Origin of the sequence: Microbacterium sp. KUDC0406, assembly GCF_021582875.1 — a bacterium.
Lineage (GTDB): Bacteria > Actinomycetota > Actinomycetes > Actinomycetales > Microbacteriaceae > Microbacterium.
On sequence record NZ_CP091138.1, the window covers coordinates 1,407,506 to 1,431,576 of the forward strand.

At 69.4% G+C, this 24,071-nt stretch carries 23 protein-coding genes and 2 pseudogenes; 9 read left to right on the forward strand and 16 right to left on the reverse strand.

Annotated elements, in window-relative coordinates; all coding sequences use genetic code 11:
• Nucleotides 1–546 (forward strand): hypothetical protein, encoded by a 546-nt coding sequence (locus L2X99_RS07130; RefSeq protein WP_236124424.1) that lies wholly within the window; start codon nt 1–3, stop codon nt 544–546.
• Nucleotides 543–2,573 (forward strand): HlyD family efflux transporter periplasmic adaptor subunit, encoded by a 2,031-nt coding sequence (locus L2X99_RS07135; RefSeq protein WP_236135799.1) that lies wholly within the window; start codon nt 543–545, stop codon nt 2,571–2,573. The genes L2X99_RS07130 and L2X99_RS07135 overlap by 4 nt, the downstream gene beginning before the upstream one ends.
• Before the next feature lie 44 nt (nt 2,574–2,617).
• On the opposite strand, the gene L2X99_RS07140 is transcribed toward L2X99_RS07135, so the two are convergent.
• The 12 genes and pseudogenes from L2X99_RS07140 to L2X99_RS07195 all read right to left on the reverse strand — a co-directional run bounded on the left by L2X99_RS07140 (nt 2,618) and on the right by L2X99_RS07195 (nt 14,333).
• The gene (locus L2X99_RS07140) at nt 2,618–3,493 is read right to left on the reverse strand and encodes a regulatory protein RecX (RefSeq protein ID WP_236124421.1); all 876 of its coding nucleotides are present in this window, start codon (nt 3,491–3,493) and stop codon (nt 2,618–2,620) included.
• Between the two features lie 57 nt (nt 3,494–3,550).
• On the reverse strand, nt 3,551–4,603 hold the full coding sequence (gene recA, locus L2X99_RS07145) for a recombinase RecA (RefSeq protein WP_236124420.1): 1,053 nt from the start codon (nt 4,601–4,603) through the stop codon (nt 3,551–3,553).
• Between the two features lie 261 nt (nt 4,604–4,864).
• On the reverse strand, nt 4,865–5,086 hold the full coding sequence (locus L2X99_RS07150; protein ID WP_236124419.1) for a DUF3046 domain-containing protein: 222 nt from the start codon (nt 5,084–5,086) through the stop codon (nt 4,865–4,867).
• A gap of 6 nt (nt 5,087–5,092) precedes the next feature.
• Nucleotides 5,093–5,401, reverse strand: a complete 309-nt coding sequence (locus L2X99_RS07155; RefSeq protein ID WP_236124418.1) for a helix-turn-helix domain-containing protein — start codon at nt 5,399–5,401, stop codon at nt 5,093–5,095.
• 159 nt (nt 5,402–5,560) lie between these two features.
• Entirely contained in the window at nt 5,561–6,043 is a 483-nt protein-coding gene (locus L2X99_RS07160) for a CinA family protein (RefSeq protein ID WP_236124417.1), read from the reverse strand.
• The gene (gene pgsA, locus L2X99_RS07165) at nt 6,040–6,618 is read right to left on the reverse strand and encodes a CDP-diacylglycerol--glycerol-3-phosphate 3-phosphatidyltransferase (protein WP_236124416.1); all 579 of its coding nucleotides are present in this window, start codon (nt 6,616–6,618) and stop codon (nt 6,040–6,042) included. The genes L2X99_RS07160 and pgsA overlap by 4 nt, the downstream gene beginning before the upstream one ends.
• Complete coding sequence (locus tag L2X99_RS07170; RefSeq protein ID WP_236124415.1) at nt 6,618–9,377, reverse strand: DNA translocase FtsK; 2,760 nt, start codon at nt 9,375–9,377, stop codon at nt 6,618–6,620. The genes pgsA and L2X99_RS07170 overlap by 1 nt, the downstream gene beginning before the upstream one ends.
• A gap of 119 nt (nt 9,378–9,496) precedes the next feature.
• A complete protein-coding gene (locus tag L2X99_RS07175) occupies nt 9,497–11,173 on the reverse strand; it encodes a ribonuclease J (RefSeq protein WP_236124414.1) in 1,677 nt (558 codons plus the stop codon).
• Between the two features lie 98 nt (nt 11,174–11,271).
• Nucleotides 11,272–12,248, reverse strand: a pseudogene (gene dapA / locus L2X99_RS07180) (4-hydroxy-tetrahydrodipicolinate synthase).
• 47 nt (nt 12,249–12,295) lie between these two features.
• Nucleotides 12,296–13,057, reverse strand: a complete 762-nt coding sequence (locus tag L2X99_RS07185) for an SDR family NAD(P)-dependent oxidoreductase (protein ID WP_236124413.1) — start codon at nt 13,055–13,057, stop codon at nt 12,296–12,298.
• Nucleotides 13,057–13,533 carry a dihydrofolate reductase gene (locus L2X99_RS07190; RefSeq protein ID WP_236124412.1) on the reverse strand — a complete coding sequence of 159 codons (477 nt, stop codon included), beginning with the start codon at nt 13,531–13,533 and terminating at the stop codon, nt 13,057–13,059. The genes L2X99_RS07185 and L2X99_RS07190 overlap by 1 nt, the downstream gene beginning before the upstream one ends.
• Nucleotides 13,530–14,333 (reverse strand): thymidylate synthase, encoded by an 804-nt coding sequence (locus tag L2X99_RS07195; protein WP_236124411.1) that lies wholly within the window; start codon nt 14,331–14,333, stop codon nt 13,530–13,532. Before L2X99_RS07195 ends, L2X99_RS07190 begins: the two co-directional genes overlap by 4 nt.
• Nucleotides 14,334–14,425: 92 nt before the next feature.
• Between L2X99_RS07195 and L2X99_RS07200 the strand changes: the two genes are divergently transcribed.
• The 3 genes from L2X99_RS07200 to L2X99_RS07210 all read left to right on the forward strand — a co-directional run bounded on the left by L2X99_RS07200 (nt 14,426) and on the right by L2X99_RS07210 (nt 15,893).
• Complete coding sequence (locus L2X99_RS07200) at nt 14,426–14,851, forward strand: thioredoxin family protein (RefSeq protein ID WP_236124410.1); 426 nt, start codon at nt 14,426–14,428, stop codon at nt 14,849–14,851.
• Nucleotides 14,851–15,402: a DUF4395 domain-containing protein gene (locus L2X99_RS07205; protein ID WP_236124409.1), complete on the forward strand. Its 552-nt coding sequence runs from the start codon at nt 14,851–14,853 to the stop codon at nt 15,400–15,402. The genes L2X99_RS07200 and L2X99_RS07205 overlap by 1 nt, the downstream gene beginning before the upstream one ends.
• Before the next feature lie 65 nt (nt 15,403–15,467).
• Complete coding sequence (locus L2X99_RS07210; RefSeq protein WP_116241690.1) at nt 15,468–15,893, forward strand: OsmC family peroxiredoxin; 426 nt, start codon at nt 15,468–15,470, stop codon at nt 15,891–15,893.
• Between the two features lie 171 nt (nt 15,894–16,064).
• Here the strand turns inward: L2X99_RS07210 and L2X99_RS07215 are convergent, their stop codons facing one another.
• The gene (locus L2X99_RS07215; protein WP_236124408.1) at nt 16,065–16,508 is read right to left on the reverse strand and encodes a hypothetical protein; all 444 of its coding nucleotides are present in this window, start codon (nt 16,506–16,508) and stop codon (nt 16,065–16,067) included.
• A 111-nt stretch (nt 16,509–16,619) separates the two neighbouring features.
• On the opposite strand from L2X99_RS07215, the pseudogene L2X99_RS07220 reads away from it, so the two are divergent.
• Both L2X99_RS07220 and L2X99_RS07225 read left to right on the forward strand, forming a co-directional pair.
• A pseudogene (locus L2X99_RS07220) lies at nt 16,620–17,629 on the forward strand (ATP-binding cassette domain-containing protein).
• Nucleotides 17,626–18,456: an ABC transporter permease gene (locus L2X99_RS07225; RefSeq protein WP_236124407.1), complete on the forward strand. Its 831-nt coding sequence runs from the start codon at nt 17,626–17,628 to the stop codon at nt 18,454–18,456. The pseudogene L2X99_RS07220 and the gene L2X99_RS07225 overlap by 4 nt, the downstream one beginning before the upstream one ends.
• Nucleotides 18,457–18,502: 46 nt before the next feature.
• Here L2X99_RS07225 and L2X99_RS07230 read toward each other — a convergent pair whose 3' ends face one another.
• Entirely contained in the window at nt 18,503–21,676 is a 3,174-nt protein-coding gene (locus tag L2X99_RS07230) for an ATP-binding protein (RefSeq protein WP_236135800.1), read from the reverse strand.
• Nucleotides 21,673–22,419, reverse strand: coding sequence for a 4-hydroxy-tetrahydrodipicolinate reductase (dapB, locus tag L2X99_RS07235; RefSeq protein WP_236124403.1), 747 nt, complete (start codon nt 22,417–22,419; stop codon nt 21,673–21,675). Before dapB ends, L2X99_RS07230 begins: the two co-directional genes overlap by 4 nt.
• Before the next feature lie 69 nt (nt 22,420–22,488).
• Here dapB and L2X99_RS07240 point away from each other — a divergent pair, with 69 nt between their 5' ends.
• Nucleotides 22,489–22,956, forward strand: coding sequence for a GNAT family N-acetyltransferase (locus L2X99_RS07240; protein ID WP_236124402.1), 468 nt, complete (start codon nt 22,489–22,491; stop codon nt 22,954–22,956).
• Between the two features lie 32 nt (nt 22,957–22,988).
• Entirely contained in the window at nt 22,989–23,462 is a 474-nt protein-coding gene (locus L2X99_RS07245; RefSeq protein ID WP_236124401.1) for an NUDIX hydrolase, read from the forward strand.
• On the opposite strand, the gene L2X99_RS07250 is transcribed toward L2X99_RS07245, so the two are convergent.
• Nucleotides 23,459–24,061, reverse strand: a complete 603-nt coding sequence (locus L2X99_RS07250; RefSeq protein WP_236124399.1) for a histidine phosphatase family protein — start codon at nt 24,059–24,061, stop codon at nt 23,459–23,461. The genes L2X99_RS07245 and L2X99_RS07250 overlap by 4 nt on opposite strands.
• Nucleotides 24,062–24,071: the final 10 nt, after the last annotated feature.

The window sequence follows — 24,071 nt, forward strand, 5'->3', positions numbered from 1 at the left end:
ATGACCGATGAAGATGCGAAGACGGCGACCACGGTGACCGTCACCGAGGCCTCGGACGACGGCACCTGCGGCATGGGCGGCGGATTCCCCGGCGGAGGCGGCATGCCCTCCGACGGTGAACGTCCGGAAGGAATGCCGACGGACATGCCGACGGACATGCCGAGCGAGCGTCCCAGCGACATGCCCTCGGGCGGGCCGGGAGGCCGCGGCGGCTTCGGGTCGATGGTCTCGGGCGCGGTCACCGCCGTCTCCGACTCGGCGATCACCGTCGACGCCGTCGCCTTCGGCGAGGACGCGAAGACCACCAGCACCGAGGTGGCGCTGAGCGCCGACACGACGATCACGGGCACAGCCGCGGCCACCACCGCCGATGTCAAGACCGGACTGTGCGTGACGGCCATGGGTGAGGCCGACGACGCCGGCGGTTACGACGCCACGTCGCTGGCCCTCTCCGACCCCGACAGCAGCGGCGAGTGCACCGGCGCGTTCCCCGGTGGCGGGCGGATGCCCGGTGCGAACAGCGGTCAGGGAGGCGACTCCGAATGACGAACGACGACGACCTGTTCGACGCACTCGCCGGAACCGGCGACGAGTCATCCCCTGCGGAACGTGAGCCCCTGGGCGCGCGACTGCGGCATGGCACCGGGGCGCTCTTCGGCCGGCGCCGCAATCGCGTGATCGTCGGCGTCACCGTGACCGCGGTGGTGCTGGCATCCGGGACCACCGCGGTGTACGCCGCCACGCAGGGCGGCGACGGGAACTACCGCACCGCGGTCGCGGAGAAGGCCGATGTCACCGAGGCTCTGGATCTGTCCGGTCAGCTCGCGTCGGCGAACAGCGCCGATGTGGCCTTCCAGGTGGACGGCACGGTCTCCTCGGTGTCCGTCGCGCTCGGCGATGAGGTGAAGGCCGGGCAGAACCTCGCCACCCTGGACACCGGCGACCTGCAGGATGCCGTGACGAAGGCGGAGGATGCCGTGGCCGCGGCCGCGCAGACTCTCGAGGACGATCTGGAGGCGCAGGCGAACGGCACGGACTCCTCCGAGTCCGGCGCAGCGTCTCGTTCCGTCACGCCGCCGTCCGACAGCGCCGAGCAGGACGCACCCGATGGCTCGAGGTCTGGTGGTTCGACGCCGGGCGGCTCCACGCCCGGCGGCTCGACGACCGGCGGCGGGTCCGATGGGGGCGACGGTTCCGGATCCGGCGACGGAGACGGCGGAGAGAACGATGCCGAGACGGAGGCCTCGATCCAAGCCGTCACCGAGGCCCAGCAGAACCTTCTCACGGTGTACGAGCAGTCCGTGACCGCCGGCGAGGCTTCCACCGCGGCACTCGCCTCGGCGCGGGAGGTCTGCGCACCGTTCCTCGACGCGACGCTGGAGTTGCCCGCCGACGACGGCTACGACGCGACGGAGGATCCCGAGGCTCCTGCCGTCGATGATGCGACCATCGCCGCGCTGCAGAATGCGCTGAAAGACGCACAGGGCCGGCTGACCGACTGCCAGGATGCCGTCGCCACGACGCAGACCGCCCAGGAGTCCACCGAAGAGGCGAACGGCGCGGTCACGGATGCCGCAGAAGCTCTGAACGATGCGGTCGCGGCTCTGGAGGAGCAGCTTTCGTCTGCGGACCAGCCGACGGATGGATCGGGAGACGACTCGTCGCCGACGGCGGGCTCCGACGGGACGACGGCGAGCACCGACGGAACGACGGCGAGCACGAGCGCCTTCAGCTCGGCCCTGGTGATCCGCACCGCTGCAGTGACGAGCACCGCCGCCCCCGGCGAGATGGCCGGAGATTCCGCGGGATCCGGCACGATCACCGCCGAACGGATCCTCGCCGATCAGGCAGCGATCGACTCCGCCGAGGCGCAGCTCGCCATCGCGAAGCAGGATCTCGGGTTCGCCACGCTCACGAGCCCCATCGAGGGCACCATCGTCGCGGTGAGCCTCGCCACCGGTGACGATGTCACAGCGGGTTCCGACAGCGCGGTGATCACCGTCCAGAGCGCCGGCGGCTACATCGTCGACGCGAGCGTCGGCCTGTCGATGATCTCCAAGATCGAGGTGGGTCAGACCGGCACCGTCGCACTGCCGGCATTCGGTGCCAGTTATGACGCCACCGTCGCATCGATCGGCGTGCTCAACACGTCATCGAGCTCCACGCCGTCGTACACGGTGACCCTCGCCGTGGATGCAGGGGATGACGAGCCCCGAATCGGCGCGACCGCCACGGCGACCGTGCAGCTCGCGTCGGCGACCGGTGTCCTGACCGTGCCGACGTCCGCGGTGACACGATCCGGCTCCACCGCGACGGTCCAGGTGCTGACGGATGGAGCGCCGAAGCAGACGGTCATCACACTCGGCGCGATCGGCGCCGAACGCGCCGAGATCACCGATGGCCTTGCCGTCGGCGACGTCGTCGTGCTCGCGGATCTCGATCAGAAGATCACCTCGGACGACACCTCCGGCAGCGGCGGACGCACTGCTGGACGCTTCAGCTCGGGGGACTTCCCGTCCCCCGGGTCCGGGTTCAGCGACGGTGGCGACTTCCCCGCACCCCCGGGAAGCTGATCCCCAGGTCCGAGTGCGCCGAGGGGAGAACGTTCCCCCTCGGCTCACTCGGACTCGGTGAACCGCACCCGCGCGACCGAGCCGGCGGATGACGCTTCACGGAGGGCGGTGCGGGCCGCGTTCATCGCGACCGAGCCACCGAATCCGCGTCGCGACAGCTGACCGACCAGGCGCCGCAGCGCCGTGTCGGGATCGAGCCGCGCCATGGACCGGGCCTTGCCCCTCGCGTACTCGAGCGCTCGCTCGGTGTCGTCGTCCGGCAGGTCGGCGAGGGCCTCGTCGATGATGTCCCTGGGGATGCCCCGTTGCGCAAGAGAACGCGAGAGCGCGACGCGACCCTGTCCCTTCCGTTCGACGCCCGAGGTGACGAGGTGACCGGCGAGCGTGCGATCGTCGAGGTACCTGCGACGTTCGAAGTCGTCGATCACCTGATCGACCTGATCGCCGTCGAGGCCCGAGGTTCGCAGGGCGATACGTGCCTCCGACACCGACAGGGCACGGCTGCGGAGCTTGCGAACGAGGTTCTCCTCGGCACGGAATCGCAGCTCGTCGGGATCGGGGACGGTCTCTTCGCTTTCGGCGTCCGCGAGGTGCGGGGCGTCCGTGGGCCGGAGTGCACGCAGGCGCGGGGCGGCGTCCGGTCTCGTCTCTTCTCGCGACATGCGCGTGTGTGCACCGTACGCGGGATGCCGGGCGCCCGGGTCGGTGGGGTGCTCCGCGTCGCCCTCGTCCCAGGTGGAGCGCCAGAGTCCGGCGTCACCGGTGCGCCGTGGGACGGTGCTGCCTGCCTTCTCCGCAGTCGGTGCGGACTCCTCCTCCGTGGGGCCCTCTTCCGCGTCGCGCGATGGTCGAGGCGCGGAAGACGATCCGAACAACGGGATCACGGGGGCGAGACGATCGTCGTCGCCCCCGTCACGCATAGCTCACCCCGGTTGTTGAGCGACGCCGAAGCACGGTTGCTGAGCGACGCCGAAACATCAGGCCGGGCGGCGCTGAGCCAGCTCGTCGGCGGCGGACTCGGCCGGATCAGCCGCCCCGCCGATGCCGAGCTTCTGCTTGATCTGCGTCTCGATCGCCAGGGCGATGTCGTCGTTGTTGATCAGGAAGTTACGGGCGTTCTCCTTGCCCTGACCGAGCTGGTCGCCGTCGTAGGTGTACCAGGACCCCGACTTCTTGACGATGCCGTGCTCGACACCGAAGTCGATCAGGCTGCCTTCGCGGGAGATGCCGACCCCGTACAGGATGTCGAACTCGGCCTGCTTGAACGGCGGTGCCATCTTGTTCTTGACGACCTTGACGCGGGTGCGGTTTCCGACCGCGTCAGAGCCGTCCTTCAGGGTCTCGATGCGACGGATGTCGAGGCGCACCGACGCGTAGAACTTCAGCGCCTTGCCGCCGGCGGTGGTCTCGGGAGAACCGAAGAACACGCCGATCTTCTCGCGCAGCTGGTTGATGAAGATCGCAGTGGTCTTGGTCTGGTTCAGCCCACCGGTCAGCTTGCGGAGGGCCTGCGACATGAGGCGGGCCTGCAGACCGACGTGCGAATCACCCATCTCGCCCTCGATCTCGGCACGGGGCACCAGGGCCGCCACGGAGTCGATGACGACCAGGTCGATCGCACCCGAACGGATCAGCATGTCAGCGATCTCGAGCGCCTGCTCACCGGTGTCGGGCTGAGAGACCAGCAGCTGGTCGATGTCGACGCCGAGCTTCTTCGCGTACTCGGGGTCGAGCGCGTGCTCCGCGTCGATGAAGGCGGCGATGCCGCCGGCACGCTGGGCGTTGGCGATCGCGTGCAGCGTCAACGTGGTCTTACCCGAGGACTCCGGGCCGTAGATCTCGATGATGCGACCGCGCGGCAGTCCTCCGATGCCGAGGGCGACGTCCAGCGCGATCGATCCGGTGGGGATGACCTCGACCGGCGCGCGCTCGTCGCTGCCCAGTCGCATGACCGAGCCCTTTCCGAACTGGCGGTCGATCTGGGAGAGGGCGGATTCCAGGGCCTTCTCGCGGTCTGCGGGTGAGGGCATGACGTGCTCCTTCGTGCTCGAGTTCTGCCGCCTGTAGGCTGTCGCGCCCGACTCCGGCGGGGTCGGATCTGCGACAAGGCGTATGGCTTCAGGCCATGTCTTCACCGTACGAGGGGCCACCGACATCGCATCGGTGATACCCCCTGCTGTGGGAAGACTCCGGCAGGAACCCATCTGTGCAGAACGATACGCGCCCATCGAACACTTCTTCGACGACACGCCGCCGCAGCATCGATCAGAAGTGCGGTTGGACGGGACCGGTCAGTTCTTGCGCGGCTCCAGGCGCCCCACACCGTATCGCCGGCTCTGCGGCACATCGACCTCTTCGCACAGCGCGAGCCAGATCTCGCGCGGCGGCACACCGGCATCCAGCGCTTCGACGGCCGTGCGGCCGAGGCCGCCGAGCACGAGATCCTGAGTCAGGGCCGTTGCACGCGCGCCGAACTCGTCGTCGACGGCGCGCAGGAACTCACTGCGTCGCATCCGCGGTCAGCGCAGCGAGAGCTCGGGCTCGACCGAGGCGACCAGGTCGTCGGGCACCACGTCGGGGAAGACCTGCAGGCCCTCGAGCACCGAGATGCGGTCGCCGACCTCACGCATGATGATCGAGATGGGGACGTCGAGGGCCTCGGCGACCGATGCGAGGATCTCGCTGGACGCCTCCTTCTGACCGCGCTCGACCTCGCTGAGGTAGCCGAGGGCGACGGATGCCTTGCTCGCGACCTGCCGGAGCGTGCGCCCCTTCTGCAGGCGGAAGTCCCTGAGCACATCGCCGATCTCCTGTCGTACAAGGATCATCGGAACCTCCTCTCCATCGTCTCCGCCGGCTGTCGCGCCGAACGGATCGCCAGTCTAACCCCACCCGGGGTCTTCGAATCTACTGTTTCTCTCTGTGGTTCGGATGTGAGCGTTCGCCGTGTCATCAGCACATCTGGAAGAACCGGGAAGACGCCGCCGCTATTCCCTCACCAGTTCGAGAGCTGCGGCGATCGCGGCATCCGCGCTGCGACGGCGCACCTGTGCGCGATCACCGTCGAACACGAACGACCGCACCACCCGCCCCACGGGTGTCGCGACACCGACGTGCACCGTGCCGACCGGCTGACCGTCGGGCGAGTCGGGGCCGGCGATGCCGGTGGTGCTGATGCCCACGTCGGCGGGACGCCCGTCGACCAGGACCGTCCTTCGAACACCGTCGGCCATCTGCGCTGCGACGTCCGGATGCACCGGGCCGTGGGCGTCGAGCAGGACCTGGTCGACGCCCAGAAGGCTGTGCTTGACGGGGGTGGCGTAGGCGACCACGGCACCGAGCAGGGCGTTCGACGCGCCGGGGACCGAGACCAGCTCGGCCGACACCGCTCCCCCGGTGAGGGATTCCGCGACACCGAGGGTCCACCCGCGGCTGCGCAGCGCGCCGATCAGTTCCGCAGCATCGCTCATCCGCGTGCCGCGCGCGATCCGCGCACCTGCGCGACGATGTAGTCGATGCCGCTCGCCACGGTGAGAACGAGGGCGGTGATCATCAGCGTCTGGGTCACGACGATCCAGGCCGGCATCCCGACCAGGACGTGCAGCGGCAGCAGCGCCCAGCTCAGCGCCACCGCCTGGACGACGGTCTTGATCTTGCCCATCCACGCCGCTGCGACGACGTGCTCGCTCCGGATCATGAGTCGGTGCACGGTGATGCCCCACTCGCGGATCAGGATGATGATGACGATCCACCACGGCACCTCGGCCAGGATCGCGAGCCCGATGAATCCGGCGCCGGTCAGCAGCTTGTCGGCGATCGGGTCCCACAGCTTGCCGAAGTCGCTGACGATGTCGTACCTGCGCGCGAGGTACCCGTCCACCCAGTCGGTCGAGATCGCGATGACGAACAGCACGGCGGAGATCCAGCGCAGCACGGGCTGGGCCTCGCCGTACGTACCGCCCATGAGCAGGAGCACGAGGAACACCGCCGCGAGCGGGATGCGGGCGACGGTGATCGCGTTGGGGAGCTGCCGGGGAATGGCCATCAGTCGCGCCCCGTGAGGCCCCAGGCGTCCTCATCGCCGTCGCCCTCGACGACCGGCAGGCCGTCGTACTGCGCCTCGAGGGGATCGCGCGGGTACGGATCAGCGGCATCCGTCGCCGGGGTCTGCGGTGCCGGAGAGGCGGCCGGAGCAGAGGAGGGGGCCGGTTCGCCCCGCAGCCGCGCGATCACCTCCGGCAGCCGCTCGGAGGTCACCAGCACATCGCGGGCCTTCGATCCCTCGGAAGGGCCGACGATCTCACGGGACTCCAGCAGATCCATCAGACGCCCGGCCTTGGCGAATCCGACACGGAGCTTGCGCTGCAGCATCGAGGTCGAGCCGAACTGCGAGGTGACGATGAGCTCGGCTGCGGCCAGCAGGAGTTCGAGGTCGTCGCCGATGTCCTCGTCGACCTCCTTCTTCGCTGCTCCCGCCGCCTCCTGCACGTCGGGACGATACTCGGGGCGCGCCTGCCCGGTGACATGCTTGACGACGGCGTCGATCTCGCTCTCCTGCACCCACGCGCCCTGCAGGCGGAAAGGCTTGGACGACCCCATCGGAGAGAACAGCGCGTCGCCCTGCCCGATCAGCTTGTCGGCGCCGGGGCTGTCGAGGATGACGCGGCTGTCGGTGACGCTCGTCACGGCGAACGCGAGTCGCGACGGGACGTTGGCCTTGATCAGACCGGTCACGACGTCGACGCTCGGACGCTGCGTGGCCAGCACCAGGTGGATGCCGGAGGCACGAGCGAGCTGGGTGATTCTGACGATCGAATCCTCGACGTCGCGGGGCGCGACCATCATCAGGTCGGCGAGCTCGTCCACCACGACCAGCAGATAGGGGTACGGCTTGAGCACGCGCTCACTGCCCGCGGGGACCTCGACCTCGCCGTTGCGCACGGCCTTGTTGAAGTCGTCGATGTGCCGGAAGCCGAACGACGCCAGGTCGTCGTACCGCATGTCCATCTCCTTCACGACCCACTGCAGCGCCTCGGCGGCCTTCTTCGGGTTCGTGATGATGGGCGTGATCAGGTGCGGCACTCCGGTGTAGCTGGTGAGCTCCACGCGCTTCGGGTCGATCAGCACCATCCGCACGTCGGCGGGACGCGCCCGCATCAGCAGACTGGTGATCATCGAGTTCACGAAGCTGGACTTGCCCGAGCCGGTGGAACCGGCCACGAGGAGGTGCGGCATCTTCGCGAGGTTGGCGACCACGAAATTGCCGCCCACGTCCTTGCCGACGCCGATCGTCAGCGGATGGGTGCTCTTCTGCGCCGCTGGAGAGCGCAGCACGTCACCCAGCGACACCGTCTCGCGGTCGGTGTTGGGGATCTCGATGCCGATCGCGCTCTTGCCCGGGATCGGCGAGAGGATGCGCACGTCGTTCGACGCCACCGCATAGGCGAAGTTGTTGCTCAGCTGCAGGATCTTCTCGACCTTGACGCCGTGCCCGACCTCGACCTCGTACTGCGTGACCGTCGGGCCGCGCGAGAACCCGGTCACCTTCGCGTCGACGTTGAACTGGGTGAGCACGTTGGTGATCTGCTGCACGATGCGGTCGTTCGCCTCGGAGCGCGCCACCGACGGCGGGCCCTCGGCGAGCACGGACGGTGCCGGCAGCACGTACGGCGCGGCCGGCGGCTGCGGGCCGTTCTGACCCGGACCCGCCGTGCCGAAGCCGTCGAAGCCCGGCAGTTCGCCCGTCGTGCCCGAGTCGTCCATCAGTGCCGTCGCGCTGTTCTGCTCGTCCAGCAGCTGCGTCAGTGCACTGACGTCGGTGAGCACCTCGGTCGCCGCATCCGAGGGGTCGTCGACGATGATCGCCTGGTCGTAGGCCGTCTTGGCGGTGGGCTCGTCGAGCAGGGCGGTGATCGCCTTCGAGTCGACGTCGTCGTCGGGGTCCTCCTCGCGACCGGTCTTGTTCCGCCGCCACCAGGGCAGCACGCCGTCGTCCTCGTCCGGCGTCTCGTCCGCGGCATCCGCCGTCTTCTCGGCGCGCTCACGGCGCTCGGCGCCGAACATCCAGGCGTACAGATCGCCCAGCCGCTGGCCGATGCGGTTCGGCGGGGTCTTGGTGATGATGAGGATGCTCAGCGCGATCAGCAGTGCGAGCACGACGTAGGCGAAGATCTGGCCGAGGAAGACGAGAGGCTGACCGATCATCCAGCCGAACAGCCCGCCGGCCTTGCTGAGCTCGGGCATGCCGTCGCGGGGCTGCGGCCAGACCATGACCCCCTTCGGGTTCACGGCGCCGGCGGCGACGTGGCAGATGCCGGCGATGGAGAGGATCAGCATGCCGAAGCCGATGCCGATGCGCCCATTGTCGTGCACGGACGACGGATGCCGGAACAGCCAGCCCGCGAGGAACAGCAGCAGCACCGGCATCAGGAACGCGGTGCGCCCGACCAGACCGCCGAACGTGTAGGCCGAGATCTGAGCGGCGACGTCGTTGCCGATGAAGAACCACTCCACCACCGCGCCCATGCAGGCCAGCAGCACGAGGAAGAACGGGAAGCCGTCACGGCGCTGGTCTTTCTCGAGCGTCTCCGGTCCGAAGGCGCGGAAGAGCCCGCCGACTCCATGCGCGACGCCCATCCACATGCGGGATCCGATCGACGGCTTGTCCAGTTCGTCGGCGTATTTCTTGGGCGCGGGAGCCGATTTCGGCGACTTCGATGCCGACGATCGCGAGGAGGACTGCCGCGGAGCGCTCTTGGCGGCGCCCGCGGACGCGCGCTCGGACTTCGTGGTGCTCCTGGCCATGACCCCTACCGTACGGCCGGACACCGACATGGAGCCGTAATGACGCGGGTTCTGCCCGGATCGATACGCGTGGACAGGCTCAGCGACCCGTGCGAGTGGATCCCTGAGCCTGTCGAGGACTACGCCTCGATGACGAGAGGGACGATCATCGGGCGGCGGCGGAGCTTCTGGTTGACCCAGCGGCCGATCGTGCGGCGCACGACCTGCGAGAGCGCGTGCGTGTCGCGCACGCCGTTCTCCGAGGCCTCCTTGAGCGCCGAGACGATCTTCGGCGCGACGTCGTCGAACACCGCGTCGTCCTCCGCGATGCCGCGGGCGTGGATCTCGGGCCCCGAGATGATGCGGCCGGTGGCGGCGTCCACCACCACGATGACCGAGACGAAACCCTCCTCGCCGAGGATGCGGCGGTCCTTGAGGTCGGCGTCGGTGATCTCGCCCACCGTGGAGCCGTCCACGTAGACGAAGCCGAGGTCGAGCTGGCCGGCGACCCGGGCGACGCCGTCCTTGAGGTCGATCACTGTGCCGTTCGAGGCGATGATCGTGCGCTCCTCGTCGATGCCGGTGTCCTGCGCGAGCTTGGCGTTCGCCATCAGGTGACGGTACTCGCCGTGCACGGGCAGCACGTTCTTCGGCTTCAGGATGTTGTAGCAGTACAGCAGTTCGCCCGCCGCCGCGTGCCCGGAGACGTGCACGCGCGCGTTGGCCTTGTGCACGACGTTCGCACCGAGCTTGGTCAGCCCGTCGATCACGCGGTAGACCGCGTTCTCGTTCCCCGGGATCAGGCTCGAGGCGAGGATCACGGTGTCACCGGGTCCCGGCTCGATCGCGTGGTCGAGGTTGGCCATACGGCTCAGCACGGCCATCGGCTCGCCCTGCGAACCGGTCGACATGTAGACGATCTGATCCTCGGGAAGGTCGCGCGCCTTCTTGTAGTCGATGAGCACGCCCTCAGGGACGTGCAGGTAGCCGAGCTGCTCGGCGATGGTCATGTTGCGCACCATGCTGCGGCCGAGGAAGGCCACGCGGCGTCCGTGCGCGTACGCGGCGTCGATGACCTGCTGCACGCGGTGCACATGGCTGGAGAAGCTCGCCACGATCACGCGCCGGGGCGCCTTGCCGATCACCTGGTCGAGCACCGGGCCGATCGATCGCTCGGTCGGCGTGAAGCCCGGTACATCCGCGTTCGTGGAGTCCACGAGGAAGAGGTCGACGCCCTCCTCACCCAGCCGGGCGAACGAGCGCAGGTCGGTGATACGGCCGTCCAGCGGCAGCTGATCCATCTTGAAGTCGCCGGTGGCCAGCACCATGCCGGCATCCGTGCGGATCGCGACGGCGAGCGCGTCGGGGATCGAGTGGTTCACGGCGACGAACTCGAGGTCGAACGGACCGACCTGCTCGCGGTCGCCCTCCTTCACCGTCAGGGTGAAGGCCTTGATGCGGTGCTCCTTGAGCTTCGCCTCGACCAGCGCGAGCGTCAGCCCCGAACCGATCAGCGGAATGTCCTGCTTGAGGCGCAGCAGGTACGGGACTGCGCCGATGTGGTCCTCGTGGCCGTGCGTGAGCACGACGCCGACGATGTCGTCGAGCCGGTCCTTGATCGGCTCGAAGTCGGGCAGGATCAGGTCGACGCCGGGCTGGTGCTCCTCGGGGAACAGCACACCGCAGTCGACGATGAGGATCTTGCCGCCTGACTCGAAGATCGTCATGTTGCGGCCGACCTCGCCGAGACCGCCCAGCGGGGTCACGCGCAGGGTGCCGTCGGCGATGGGTTCCGGATCGGCGATGGGGATGGACATGGGTGCCTCCTAGGCGGGGCGCGCTGCGCGCCCGGTGATCTGATCCCCGTGCTTCGACAGGCTCAGCAGCCGATTGAAGAGGCGCCGACGAAAGACCGTCATCTGGTCGTGCCGTGCACCTTGGGGAGTGCGCCGCCAGCGGCGGCATTGCGGTCGGGGCGGAAGTCGGAGAAGTCCGCACCAGGGATGTCCTTGACGAGTGCGAGCTCGTCCTCGATGGCTGCTGCCTCCCACTCCTCCGGCCCGACCAGGGGCAGGCGGACACGAGGGCTGTCGATGCGGCCGAGGCCGTGCAGGATGTACTTCGCCGAGACGGTGCCCGGCACGTGCGTCATCGCCGCGCGGACGAGCGGCTCGAGGCGCTTGTGCTCGGCCGTCGCCGTGGCGAGATCCCGCGGTTCACCGCGTCGACGATCGTGCGATACGGCGCAGAGGTGATGTTCGCGGTGACGCCGATGAGGCCGGTCGCCCCGATCGACAGGTGCGGCAGCACATTCGAGTCGTCGCCCGAGAAGTACATCAGATCGGTCTGGTTGAGCACGCGGCTGACCTCGGAGAAGTCACCCTTGGCGTCCTTCACGGCGAGGATGTTGGGGTGCTTGGCGAGCCGCAGGATCGTCTCGTACTTGATCGGCACGCCGGTGCGGCCTGGGATGTCGTACAGGATCACCGGCAGGTCGGTCGCGTCGGCGACGAGGCGGAAGTGGGTCAGGATGCCGGACTGGGTCGGCTTGTTGTAGTACGGCGTGACGATCATGATGCCGTCGGCGCCGGCCTTCTCGCTGGCCTTGTAGAGCTCGATGGCGTGCGCCGTCTCGTTCGACCCGCCGCCGGTGATGATCTTCGCGCGGCCCGCCGCGACGTCCTTGCCGACCTCGACAAGACGGAGCTTCTCGTCGTCGGTCAGCGTCGACGTCTCACCGGTGGTGCCGGTGACGACGATGCCGTCGGCGCCGTCGGAGATCACGCGGTCCATGTGCTTCTCGACGGAGGGCCAATCGACCTCACCGTCGGCCGTCATCGGAGTGATGAGGGCGACGAGCACCTGTCCGAAGGGGTTGCCCGTGTGCGTCATGCCCCTTAGCGTATCGGTTCGGGCCGCTGCGGTGCGCGACGCATCCGTCACACGCGGCCGCGGCGCGCGACGCCCGCGGTCAGCGAGCGCGGCAGGATGCCGGTGAGCGCGACGACCGTCTTGTACCGCAGCGACGGGATCGACACGGCCTTCCCGCGTGCGGCGTCGCGCAGCCCCTCGCGCACCACGTCCTCGGCATCCAGCCATCCGATGCCGGGGATCCCCTCCTCGCCAGGGGCGAGGCCCATCCGCTCGTGGAACGTGGTGTGCGTGAAGCCGGGGCATACGGCGGTGACGGTCACGGCATCGCGCGCGTACTCCGCGTTCGCCCAGCGGCTGAACCCGATCAGCCAGGACTTGCACGCCGAGTACGTCGAGCGGGAGATGAACCCGGCGACCGATGCCACGTTGATGATGCGCCCTCCGCGACCGCGCATGGTGCGCAGCGCGGCGTGCATCAGTCGCATCGGCGCCTCGACGTGCACTCTCAGGTGGCGCACCTCTTCGTCGATGTCGTTGTCGGCGAACTGCAGCGGCAGTCCGAATCCGGCGTTGTTCACGAGGAGGTCGATCGGGTCTGCGGCATCGCGCAGCCGCGCGGCGACGAGCTCGACATCGGACTCGGCGGAGAGGTCGGCGGACATCACGTCGGCGGAGATCCCGTGAGCCTCGCGCAGCTCTGCGGCGAGCGACTCCAGAGCGTCGACGCCACGGGCGACGAGGACGAGATCCGCGCCGCGCGCAGCGAGCTGCCGCGCGAACTCCGCGCCGAGTCCGGCGCTCGCACCGGTGATCAGGGCGGTCGGCATCAGCGTTCGTACCTCAGGAACCGATAGCGGATGCCGGTGCGCGAGGTCTGCCACTCCCCCTCGGACACCAGGCGCCAGCCGCTCTTCGGCGGGGCGTACGCGTCGCCGGCGACCTCGAGGTCGAGTTCGGTGACCTCCAGGCGGTCGGCGTCGGCGATCACCTGGGCGAAGATCTCGGCCCCGCCGATCACCCAGACCTTCTCGAGCCCACGTGCGGCATCCTGCACGCTCGACGCGCGGCGAGCACCCTCCGCCGTCCAGTCCTGCTGCCGGGTGATGACGATGTTCTCCCGACCCGGCAGCGGGCGGAACCGCTCCGGCAGGGAGTCCCAGGTCTTGCGTCCCATGATCACCGGGGCGCCGAGCGTGACCTCCTTGAAGTGGGCCATGTCCTCCGGCACGTGCCAGGGCATGCCGCCCGAGGCGCCGATGACGCCGCCGTGCGCCTCGGCCCAGATCAGGCCCGCCCAGGTCATACCGCCACCGCCGCCCGGATCGAGGGGTGGTGCTGGTAGCCCTCCACGACGAAGTCGTCATAGACGTAGTCGAGGATCGACTCGGGCTTCCGTGCGATGTTCAACGTCGGGTACGGGTACGGCTCACGGGTGAGCTGCTCGCGCACCTGCTCGACGTGGTTGTCGTAGATGTGGCAGTCGCCGCCGGTCCAGACGAAATCGCCCGGCTCGAGTCCGGTCTGCTGCGCGACCATCATCGTCAGCAGCGCATATGAGGCGATGTTGAACGGCACGCCGAGGAACAGGTCGGCGCTGCGCTGATACAGCTGGCAGGACAGCTTCCCATCGGCGACGTAGAACTGGAACATCGCGTGGCAGGGCGCCAGCGCCATCTCGGGGATGTCGGCGGGATTCCAGGCCGACACGATCAGCCGGCGCGAGTCGGGCGTCGCCCTGATCTGCTCGATCACCTGGGCGAGCTGGTCGATGTGACCGCCGTCGGGCGTGGGCCAGGAGCGCCACTGCACGCCGTACACAGGTCCGAGATCACCCTCGGCGTCGGCCCACTCGTCCCAGATCGTGACGCCGTGCTCCTGCAGCCATCGCACGTTGGAGTCGCCGCGCAGGAACCAGAGCAGCTCGTAGGCGATCGATTTGAAGTGCACGCGCTTGGTCGTGATGAGGGGAAAGCCCTGAGAGAGGTCGAACCGGATCTGGCGACCGAACACGCTGGTCGTGCCGGTGCCGGTGCGGTCGTCCTTGTGGGTTCCGTTCGCGAGGACGTCGCGCAGCAGATCTTCGTACGGCGTGGGAACGGTCATGACAGACACGATACCGGCGGGGCACCGACACCGGCCCGTCATCGTCTGTCACATCCGGCCCGCGTCGATCCCGCCGGACGTACCCTCTGAGCATGGACCCGATCGTCGCACTATCCGTCGCCGCGGCGCTGCTCGTCGGCACCCTCGTGGTCGGCTTCGTGTGGAACGCGCGGGATGGCCGCCGCCGCACCGGCCGCGGCGAGGTCGTGGACGCGGCGGATGCCGGTGGGCTGGGCGCCCGCGCCACGCTCGTGCAGTTCAGCACCGAGCTGTGCGCGCGGTGCCCGCAGGTGCGACGGATGCTCGGTCAGGTGGCAGGCGAGCTCGAGGGCGTCCTGCACGCCGATGTCGATCTGACGCACCGCACCGACCTGGCGTCCAAGTACCGGGTGCTGCAGACGCCGACGACGTTCATCGTCGACGGCACCGGAACGGTGCGCGCCCGTTTCAACGGCGTGCCGCGCCGTGCCGACGTCGAAGAGGCCCTGGGCGCACTGCCCGCACTGCAGGAGGCGTGATGAGCACTCCCACCGGCATCGATCCGCGCGGACCGCGGTTCGCGGCATTCATCACTGCCGTGCTGCTGCTGGTCGCCGTGCTGCTCGGGCTGACGGGGCTGTCGACTCAGCAGTCGGCCGCCTCCTTCGGCTGGTTCGCCTACCAGCCCCTCGTCACGGACCCCGACTGGACCATCGCGGTGGTCCCGGTGTCGGAGCGGTTCCTCGATGCGGCGTTCCTGCTGCTGCTCGCCATCGCGCTGCTGTTCCTGTGGGGCGTCCTCTCACCGCGGACCCAGCCGTGGAGCGTGCTGTACCGCACGACCGTCCGTCCACTGCTGTCACCGCCGACAGAGCTGGAAGACCCGCGCCCGCCGCGCTTCGCGCAGGGCGTCGGCCTGTTCGTGGTCGGCCTCGGCCTGCTGCTGCACCTGCTGGGCGTGCCGTGGGCACTGCCGATCGCGGCCGCCGCGGCGTTCGTCGCCGCGTTCCTGAACGCGGTGTTCGGGTTCTGCCTGGGCTGCGAGCTGTACCTGCTGCTGCGGCGCGCCGGCATCCTGCGCACGGCCTGAACCGTTCCCTCCTGCATGCGGGCTGGATAGGCTTGCTGGACAGCCCGCCCAACACAGGAGGAATCATGCCCGTCACCAGTGAAGCCGCCAGCACCTGGACCGGATCTCTCATCGAGGGGTCGGGCACCGTCGCCTTCTCCTCGTCGAACCTCGGCACCTTCCCGATCGACTGGAAGGCCCGCAGTGAGGGCTCCGACACGACCACCACGCCCGAAGAGCTCATCGCAGCGGCGCACGCGTCGTGCTTCAGCATGGCGCTCTCGAACGCCCTCGCCGAGAACGGCACCCCGCCGGAGCGCGTGAACACCACGGCCTCCGTCACCTTCAAGCCCGGCACCGGCATCACCGGCAGCCACCTGAACGTGAACGCGACCGTCCCCGGTCTCACCCCCGAGCAGTTCCAGCAGTTCGCCGAGGGAGCGAAGGCCGGATGCCCGGTCTCGCAGGCCCTCGCCGGCATCGAGATCACCCTCGAGGCCGCGCTCGCCTGAGCCGACCGACGCCGACGTCCTCGTTCATCGACGCGGGCGTCGGCGTTTCTGTGCGCAGGCAGCACCGCCCGACGTGCTCAGCTTCGGATCACGCGGCCGAAACGCCGACGACAACCGGCGACACACCGCCGCGCGGCGCTTCAGCTCCGAAGCTGGGCACGCAGCGCGATGTCAGGGGGCGGTCTTCGCGATCCGGATCGCCTCGCGGATGCTGGCACGGGCGTCCTTGCGGCGTCCTGCGGAATCCTGCACCACGCCGAGCCGATACCGGGCACGCCAGTCCTGTGGCGCGGCATCCGCAGCCTCGGTGTACTCGGCTACCAGGGGTTCGATGTCGTCTTTCATCAGCCGCCCGCTCGGCGTGAGCTGCTCCGGTGCCTCCGGCATCCCGCCCTCGCCGTCGAGCAGCCGGCCCAGCCGGTCCGCCGCGAGGCCGAAGGCCAGCTCTCGGTACATCGCCCAGGCGCCGATCGGCGCGATCACGATCAGCGCGACGCCCATGGCGATCCCCGCCCCGGTGCCGCTGCGCAGGAACAGCACGGCGAGCCAGATCACGACCACGATGTACAGCAGCAGAGCGGCGGACATGACGGCGACGCCGATGCGGGAGGTCATGCCTCAATCCTAGGAGTGGTATCGAGCCGGTTCGTCCGCGCCGACAACGGATGAAAGCAGCTGACAGCGCCGCGACAGTGCGCCGACAGCGGCGCGGTGGATGCTCGTCGCATGACGAATTCCACCTCAGACTGGGCCATCGCGGCCGACGGACTCGTGAAGGTGTTCGGGGACAACCGCGCGGTCGACGGCGTCGACCTGCGCGTGCCCGCCGGCACCGTCTACGGAGTCCTCGGCCCGAACGGTGCCGGCAAGACCACCACCATCAACATGCTCGCCACCCTGATGCGCCCCGACGGCGGCAGTGCACGCATCTTCGGCCATGACGTCGTCCGCGAGGCGCACGTCGTCCGCCAGCTCATCGGAGTCACTGGCCAGTTCGCGTCGGTCGACGAGACCCTGTCCGCCAACGAGAACCTCATGATCTTCTCCCGGCTGCTCGGACTCACACGCGCCGAGGCCCGCACCAAGTCCGCGGATCTGCTCGAGCGCTTCGGGCTCACCGAAGCCGCACGCCGCCCGCTCGCCCAGTTCTCCGGCGGCATGCGCCGCCGCCTCGACCTCGCGGCGTCCCTCATCGCCCAGCCGCCGCTGATCTTCCTCGACGAGCCGACCACCGGACTGGACCCGCGCACCCGCGGACAGATGTGGGACACCATCCGCGAACTGGTGCGCACCGGCTCCACCGTGATGCTCACCACCCAGTACCTCGACGAGGCCGACCAGCTGGCCGATCGCATCGCCGTGATCGACCGCGGGCGCGTGGTGGCCGAGGGATCCCCCGACGACCTGAAGGCATCCGTCGGAGCATCCTCGCTGCAGCTGCGTCTCGCGGAGCCGGCGGACGTCGAGGACGCGCTGCGCGCGATCGACCGGGTGCTCGGCGTGCAGGGCGTGCTCTCCCCGAGGCCACCCGCATCACCGCGCCGATGACCGACGCGGATCTGGTGGCCGACCTGCTCATCGTGCTGCGCGAGGCCGGCATCGGGCTCAGCGAGATGAGCGTGCAGAAGCCGACCCTCGACGAGGTGTTCCTCACGATCACCGGTCACTCGGCCGAGGACGACCCCGACGACACCGCGGCCACAGCCGCCTCAGAGAAGGAGGAGGTGCGCGCATGAGCACTCTCGCCCCCGCCACCACCCGCATCATCCCGGCATCGGAACGGAAGCTGAAGAACCGCGCGGGTCTCGGACTCGCGCTGCGCAACACCGTGACGATGGCCGGGCGCGGACTCATCAAGATCCGCCGCACGCCCGAGCAGCTGATGGATGTCACGCTGCAGCCGATCCTGTTCACCCTGATGTTCACCTACATCTTCGGCGGCGCGATCTCGGGCGACGTGCAGTCGTACCTGCCCGTGATCATCCCCGGCATCCTTGTGCAGACGGTGATCACCACCTCCGTCGTGACCGGCGTGCAGCTGCGCGAGGACATGGACAAAGGCGTGTTCGACCGGTTCCGCTCCCTGCCGATCGCGCGCATCGCACCGCTCTCGGGCGCGCTGCTGGCCGACACGGTCCGCTACGCCATCGCCACGGTGCTCACGTTCACCATGGGTGCTCTGATGGGCTTCCGCCCCGGCGGTGGCATCGCCGCCGTGATCGGCGCCGGCCTGCTGGTCGTCGTGTGCTCGTGGGCGGTGAGCTGGATCTTCGCGTTCTTCGGCGTCATCGCCCGCACCGCCTCGAGCGTGCAGGGCATCTCGATGATCATCCTGTTCCCGCTGACGTTCCTCTCGAACGCCTTCGTGCCGGTCGACACCATGCCCGACTGGATGCAGTGGTTCGTGAACATCAACCCGGTTTCGCACCTCGTGACGGCCGTCCGCGATCTCACCTCGACCGGTGCGTTCGGAGCGGATGCCTGGATCTCGCTGCTCGGCGCCGCGGTGATCGTCGCGGTCTTCGCGCCCCTCACGGTGCGGGCCTACATGCGCAAGGCCTGATCGTTCGCGCAACCGGGCGTCCGCCGACGGCGGGCGCCCTTCCGCGTCACCGATCTCGATGGCCGGAGAGCACGGTCAGACCTCGTTCGACCCGCACCTCCGGGGCCAGCGCGGCGACATCGGCACGCACCAGGGCCACCGCGTCCGCGCCGACGATCCGTTCGGCGTCGGCGAGATGCGCCGCGAGATCCAGCGTCGGCATGTTCTGCCGTCCGCCCAGCACCTCCGCCAGTGCGAACGCCTCGACTCCGCGCTCGGCCAGACCGGGGCGGCGCAGAGCCCACGCCGACCAGCCCATCAGCGCCGTGCCCAGCACGGGGCGATCCACGGCCTCCCGCCGATGCCGGCAGGCGGCGATCGTCCTGGTGCGGAGTCTGCGCTCCCAGATCGCCACCTCATCGGAAGTCGACCCCAGCGAGCGGACCGCTGCGGAGAGATAACCCGACATCGCCATGAGGTACCACGGCGACCGCCGCGTCGCCGGCTCGGCGAACGACCGCATCGCCGCGGTGAACGAGTCCGATGCGGACTGCAGATCGCCCTCGAGCAGATCGGCTTCCGCCAGTCCGTAGAGCCCGATCGAGGTGAGCTCCAGACCGTCCTGGCTCAGCCCTCCCTCATCGACCAGACGCTGGAACAAGGGCCTCGCCTCCGCGGTCCGCCCGAGGCACAGCAGCGCACCGCCCCGCACCCAGGCCTGCTGGCTGAGCTGGTCCTGGGCGTCGTACTCGCGGAACACCTCGGCGGCACGATCCAGCCAGACCAGCGCATCCTCCGCCTGTCCGGTCTGTGCGGCGAGCTGGGCGGCGAGGTCGGCAGCCATCCCCTCAGCCCAGCGTTCTCCGAGCCTCCTGGCCCGCTCCCAAGCGCTGCGTGCGGCATGCATCGCGGCCTCGGCCTCACCGTCGTTCTCCTCGGACTGGGACAGGAGCAGGTCGGCCACCAGCCGTGCGCGGGGGTCGGGCTCGTCGCGCACGAAGTCCGCAGCGCTCGCGGTGTCGCCTCGGGCGGCCGCGTCCAGAGCTTCGGTGATCAGCCGCCACGCGGGGGCCAGTCCCTCGCCGGCCGACGCTCGGTGCAGACGCAGCAGCGCCAAGCCCCGCGCGGCTCGCGGGTCGCCGCTGATCATGCATCCGAGCACGCCCATCGCCAGCGTGATGACGACGAGATCGGCGTCGATCCGGTCGCGTTCGACCGCGGCGGCGGCCTCGATCATCCGCGGCGCGTAGCCGATGAACTCCGTGAACGAGCCTCGGATGAACCACGACTGCCCGAGAGTCGTGAACAGTGCGATGGCGTCGGCGTCGCGGGCCCCTGAGAGCAGATGACGCAGGACGTGGACGAGGTTGTCGTGCTCACGGGTGACGGCGAGGTGCTCCTCCGGCGTGAGCCCCGCGGGGAACAGGCGTGCCCTCTCGCCCTGCTGAACGGCGAATGCCACCGCCCAGGCGATCACGGCCTCCCACGCCGCGGTCTCGCTCCCGGTGTCCTCGAGCCGCCGATGGCCGAACTCGCGCACCGTCTCGAGCATCCGGAACCGCACCTCCGCGTCTGCGGGGTTCTCGATCACGCCCAGAAGCGAGTGCGAGACCAGGCGATCGAGCACGTCGTCGGCCTCTCCGGCGCCCAGCAACGCCTCGGCGATCGACGCGGAGAAGCCGCCCGGCAGCACCGACAGCAGGGTCAGGGCGTGCTGAGCGTCGAGCGCCAGCAGATCCCAGCTCCATTCGATGACCGCTTGGAGCGTGCGATGCCGCTCCGGCGCCGATCGGTCGCCGCTGGTGAGCAGCGCGAACCGGTTCCCGAGACGCTGCTCGATCTGCTCTGGCGTCATCGTGCGCACGCGCGCGGCGGCGAGTTCGATCGCCAGCGGGAGCCCGTCGAGGTGGCGGCACAGACGGGCGACCACCTCGAGGTCGAGCATCGCCCCGGGGCGGGCGGCGTGCGCCCTCTCGACGAAGAGCCGCACGGCGGGGGCAGAGCCATCGGCTTCGATCGTCAACGGCTCGAGCGGCAGCACCTGCTCGGCGGCGATCGCCAGCGGGGTTCTGCTCGTCGTGACGATGCGGAGCGTCGGCACCGCGGCGAGCAGTTCCGCGGCGCACTGCGCGGCGCCGTCGATCACCTGCTCGCAGTTGTCCAGGATGAGGAGCGTGCGCCGCTCCGCCAGCGTCGCGATCACGCGAGCCATCAGGTCGGGGCGCGGAACCCCGTCGTTCAGGCGCCGGCCGGGCGTGATCTCGCTGATGCCCAGCGCGGCGGCGACGACGATCGGGACACCCGCATCCTCCCGCACGCCCGCGAGCGGGACCACGACGACGGCCGGAGCATCTGCGTCGAGGGCGATGGCCTGGGCCAGACGGGTCTTCCCGAGCCCACCGGCGCCGAGGATCGTCAGCAGACGGGACCGGACCAGTACGGCCTTCGCCTGGCGCAAGGCCTCATCACGGCCGATCAGTTCGTTCGGCGCCGCCTGAACGCCGATGCGCACGCGCGGTCCGGCGGAGTCGGCGGTCTGCAGCAATCGCGCATTGAGCTCCACCGCCGCAGGGGACGGCGAGCTGCCGAGTTCGTCGCGCAGCCGGGCACGCAGGTCGGCGAAGAGCGCGAGAGCCTCCGGTGTGCGGCCGGCGCCCGCCAGGGATTCCATCAGGGCGACGTGAACTCCGTCATCCAGCGGGCGCTCCTCGGCCAGTGCGGTCAGCAGTGCGATGGCGTCCGCATCGCGCCCGGCCGCGGTGTACGCCACGGCGAGACCGGAGCGGATCGTGTCGCGCAGAGTGCCCGCGGTGCGACCGAGCTCGGCGGCGACGGGCGCATCTCCGAGGTCGACGCCCGGCTCCCCATGCCACAGGGCCGCGGCGGACTCGAGCATGTCGATCCGCTGCGGATCCGTCTCCGCGCGATTGGCCGCGTCCAGGGCGAGAGTCCTGGCCCGGTGCAGATCGGTCTCGTCGGTGCCGAGGGCGTAGCCGCCCGGAGCGCTGCGCACCAGATCCGTGCCACCCGCGGCGCGCGCCCGGGAGATCAGCGTCTGCAGGGCCGCCTTCGGATTCTGCGGCTGGTCCTCGCCCCAGATGTCATCGGCGAGAGCAGGGATCGAGCGCACCGCTCCGCTGCCGGTCAGGGCGAGCGCCGCGAGCAGCGCTCGCATGGCGGTGCCGCCCGCGTCGCGACCGGCCACCTGCACGGGGCCGAGCACGCCGACCCGGAAGGTCATGCGCTCGGGCGCAGGCCGAGGTCGATGATGTTCTCCAGTCCGACCACGACGCCCCGCGCATCGCGCGCGTACGGCAGCGCGAGGCGGATGCCAGGAGCATAGGCATCGGCGGAGTCCACGGTGTCGTGGATGATGCTCAGCGACTCCCCCGCACCCGACAGGATGACCTCCTGCTTGGCGATCACGCCTGGCCGGCGCAGGGAGTGGATCGGCACCCCGGCGACCCGTTGGCCGCGAGCTCGCTGGTCGGCATGCGGAGCGGAGACGGGGCCCTGCCCCTCCCGCGCATCGGCCATCAGCTCGGCGGTCCGCACCGCCGTGCCGCTGGGAGAGTCGATCTTCGTGTCGCGGTGCGCCTCGATGATCTCGGCGGAGGCGAAGAACGGCGCGGCGGCCGCGGCCAGAGCCGAGCCGAGCGCCGAGCCCAGCGAGAAGTTCGGGATGAAGACGACGCCGGTGCCTGCGGCATCCGCGAGGGGACGCACCAGAGCGATCCGCTCCTGCGACCAGCCGGAGGTTCCGACGAGCACGTTGATGCCGCGCTCGATCGCAGCGCGGACCACCTCGACGCTGACCGAGGGCGTCGACGCATCCACGACGAGGTCGGCGCCGTCGAGCTCGGACAGATCGCTGGACGAGGTGAGCACGCGGACCACCTCGAAGCCGTCGAGCTCGACGATCACCGTGCGGATGATGCCGCCGAGCTTGCCGGTCCCGCCGACGAGAGCAACCTTCGTGGTCATGATTCCAGTTTAGGTATATGACAGTCAGGACGGCTCTGGACCTGCCGTGGCGCGCGATACCGTTGCTCCATGGTGACATTCCGTGCCGTGCCGGCCACAGATCCATCGGCAGTCGCCGTCCTCACCGATTACTTCGCGATGAGGGCGGCCGCATTCCCTGGCGAGTACCGCCCGGCGTTCCCCGGACCTGACGCGTTCCGCGAGCCCGACGGCGTGTTCCTGCTCGCGCTGGACGACGACGGCGAAGTGCTCGGATGCGGCGCCGTGCGACGCCTGGCCGACGGCGACTCCGGTCCCCGCTTCGAGATCAAGCACCTGTTCGTGCAGCCCGCGGGTCGCGGCGCGGGCACCGGACGCGCGATCCTCGAGGAGCTCGAGCGCCGCGCCACGGGCTGGGGTGCGACCGAGCTGGTCCTCGACACGCACCACACGCTCGAGGCCGCAGGCGGCCTGTACGCCCGCAGCGGATATGAGCAGATCGAGCCCTACAACGAGAACCCGAATGCGACGAGGTGGTACGGCAAGGCGATCTCCTGACCCTGCCGAGCTCCAACGGCTAGCATCGTCCGGTGAGCAGATTCTCGGTCATCCCGGCGTCCTACGTCTTCCTGCGCAGCGACGAGGGCGTGCTGCTGCAGTTGCGGCAGAACACCGGCTACATGGACGGGATGTGGAGCGCCGGCGCCGCCGGGCACGTAGAGCCCGGCGAGACCGCGACTCGCGCCGCGGTGCGCGAGGTGTCCGAAGAGCTCGGTGTCGACGTCGGCGAGCACGCCTTCGCCACGATCTGCGTGCTGCAGCGCACCGACGGCACGGACGATCCGATCGAACAGCGCGTGGAGTGGTTCTTCGCCTGCGACGCCTGGACGGGGGAACCCGCGATCCAGGAGCCCGAGAAGTGCGCGGAGCTGCGCTGGTTCCCCCTCGACGCGCTGCCGTCGAACATGCCGCCGCACGAGCGGCACGTGCTCGACTGGCTGCGGGAGCACGCCGAGATCGGCATCCTCTCGCTCGGCTTCGCGAACGAGGTCGTGGGAGCCTAGACCGCGGCGTAGTCCGGTAGACCGGTGCGCAGCTCCATCGGCAGGTGACCGAGGTCGTTGTGCGTGAGCAGCGACCACGGCCGCCCCTGCTTCTGCGCGATGACCGTCAGCCCGCAGTGCGCCTGATTCAGCGTCATCCAGCGCCATTCGGGAGCGCCCAGCACCTCGCGCACGAACCACGAGATCACGAAGTTGTGCGTGATCAGCACCTCGTGCACCTCGCCGTTCTTGCGCATGAGGAACTCGTTCACGGCATCCGACATCTGCGCCGTGCCCGCATCGATCTCGGCATCGGTCACCGAGCCGAAGAAAGGCTCGAACACCGCCGGCGTCTCGTCCGTCATCCCTGTGGGGATGCAGTCGAAGAGCAGCGCGGACGGCTCGGGGTCGACCGATGGCAGGCGGGCCGCGACGGCCCGCGCAGTCTCGGCGGCGCGCAGCAGCGGCGAGTGCCAGACGGCATCAAGCGGCAGTCCGGAAAGACGATCCGCGATCAGCTCGGCCTGCCGCTGACCTCGTGGAGAAAGGGGTCCGTCGTCGACGCCGTGCTCGGCATCCTGATGTTCACCGTGTCTGACCAGATAGATGTAATGCGTCACAACTCGCTCA

Coding starts and splice junctions, on each gene's coding strand:
- L2X99_RS07130 (WP_236124424.1), top strand. CDS start 1: ATGACCGATGAAGATGCGAAGACGGCGACCACGGTGACCGTCACCGAG.
- L2X99_RS07135 (WP_236135799.1), top strand. CDS start 543: ATGACGAACGACGACGACCTGTTCGACGCACTCGCCGGAACCGGCGAC.
- L2X99_RS07140 (WP_236124421.1), bottom strand. CDS start 3,493: ATGCGTGACGGGGGCGACGACGATCGTCTCGCCCCCGTGATCCCGTTG.
- recA (WP_236124420.1), bottom strand. CDS start 4,603: ATGCCCTCACCCGCAGACCGCGAGAAGGCCCTGGAATCCGCCCTCTCC.
- L2X99_RS07150 (WP_236124419.1), bottom strand. CDS start 5,086: ATGCGACGCAGTGAGTTCCTGCGCGCCGTCGACGACGAGTTCGGCGCG.
- L2X99_RS07155 (WP_236124418.1), bottom strand. CDS start 5,401: ATGATCCTTGTACGACAGGAGATCGGCGATGTGCTCAGGGACTTCCGC.
- L2X99_RS07160 (WP_236124417.1), bottom strand. CDS start 6,043: ATGAGCGATGCTGCGGAACTGATCGGCGCGCTGCGCAGCCGCGGGTGG.
- pgsA (WP_236124416.1), bottom strand. CDS start 6,618: ATGGCCATTCCCCGGCAGCTCCCCAACGCGATCACCGTCGCCCGCATC.
- L2X99_RS07170 (WP_236124415.1), bottom strand. CDS start 9,377: ATGGCCAGGAGCACCACGAAGTCCGAGCGCGCGTCCGCGGGCGCCGCC.
- L2X99_RS07175 (WP_236124414.1), bottom strand. CDS start 11,173: ATGTCCATCCCCATCGCCGATCCGGAACCCATCGCCGACGGCACCCTG.
- L2X99_RS07185 (WP_236124413.1), bottom strand. CDS start 13,057: ATGCCGACCGCCCTGATCACCGGTGCGAGCGCCGGACTCGGCGCGGAG.
- L2X99_RS07190 (WP_236124412.1), bottom strand. CDS start 13,533: ATGACCTGGGCGGGCCTGATCTGGGCCGAGGCGCACGGCGGCGTCATC.
- L2X99_RS07195 (WP_236124411.1), bottom strand. CDS start 14,333: ATGACCGTTCCCACGCCGTACGAAGATCTGCTGCGCGACGTCCTCGCG.
- L2X99_RS07200 (WP_236124410.1), top strand. CDS start 14,426: ATGGACCCGATCGTCGCACTATCCGTCGCCGCGGCGCTGCTCGTCGGC.
- L2X99_RS07205 (WP_236124409.1), top strand. CDS start 14,851: ATGAGCACTCCCACCGGCATCGATCCGCGCGGACCGCGGTTCGCGGCA.
- L2X99_RS07210 (WP_116241690.1), top strand. CDS start 15,468: ATGCCCGTCACCAGTGAAGCCGCCAGCACCTGGACCGGATCTCTCATC.
- L2X99_RS07215 (WP_236124408.1), bottom strand. CDS start 16,508: ATGACCTCCCGCATCGGCGTCGCCGTCATGTCCGCCGCTCTGCTGCTG.
- L2X99_RS07225 (WP_236124407.1), top strand. CDS start 17,626: ATGAGCACTCTCGCCCCCGCCACCACCCGCATCATCCCGGCATCGGAA.
- L2X99_RS07230 (WP_236135800.1), bottom strand. CDS start 21,676: ATGACCTTCCGGGTCGGCGTGCTCGGCCCCGTGCAGGTGGCCGGTCGC.
- dapB (WP_236124403.1), bottom strand. CDS start 22,419: ATGACCACGAAGGTTGCTCTCGTCGGCGGGACCGGCAAGCTCGGCGGC.
- L2X99_RS07240 (WP_236124402.1), top strand. CDS start 22,489: ATGGTGACATTCCGTGCCGTGCCGGCCACAGATCCATCGGCAGTCGCC.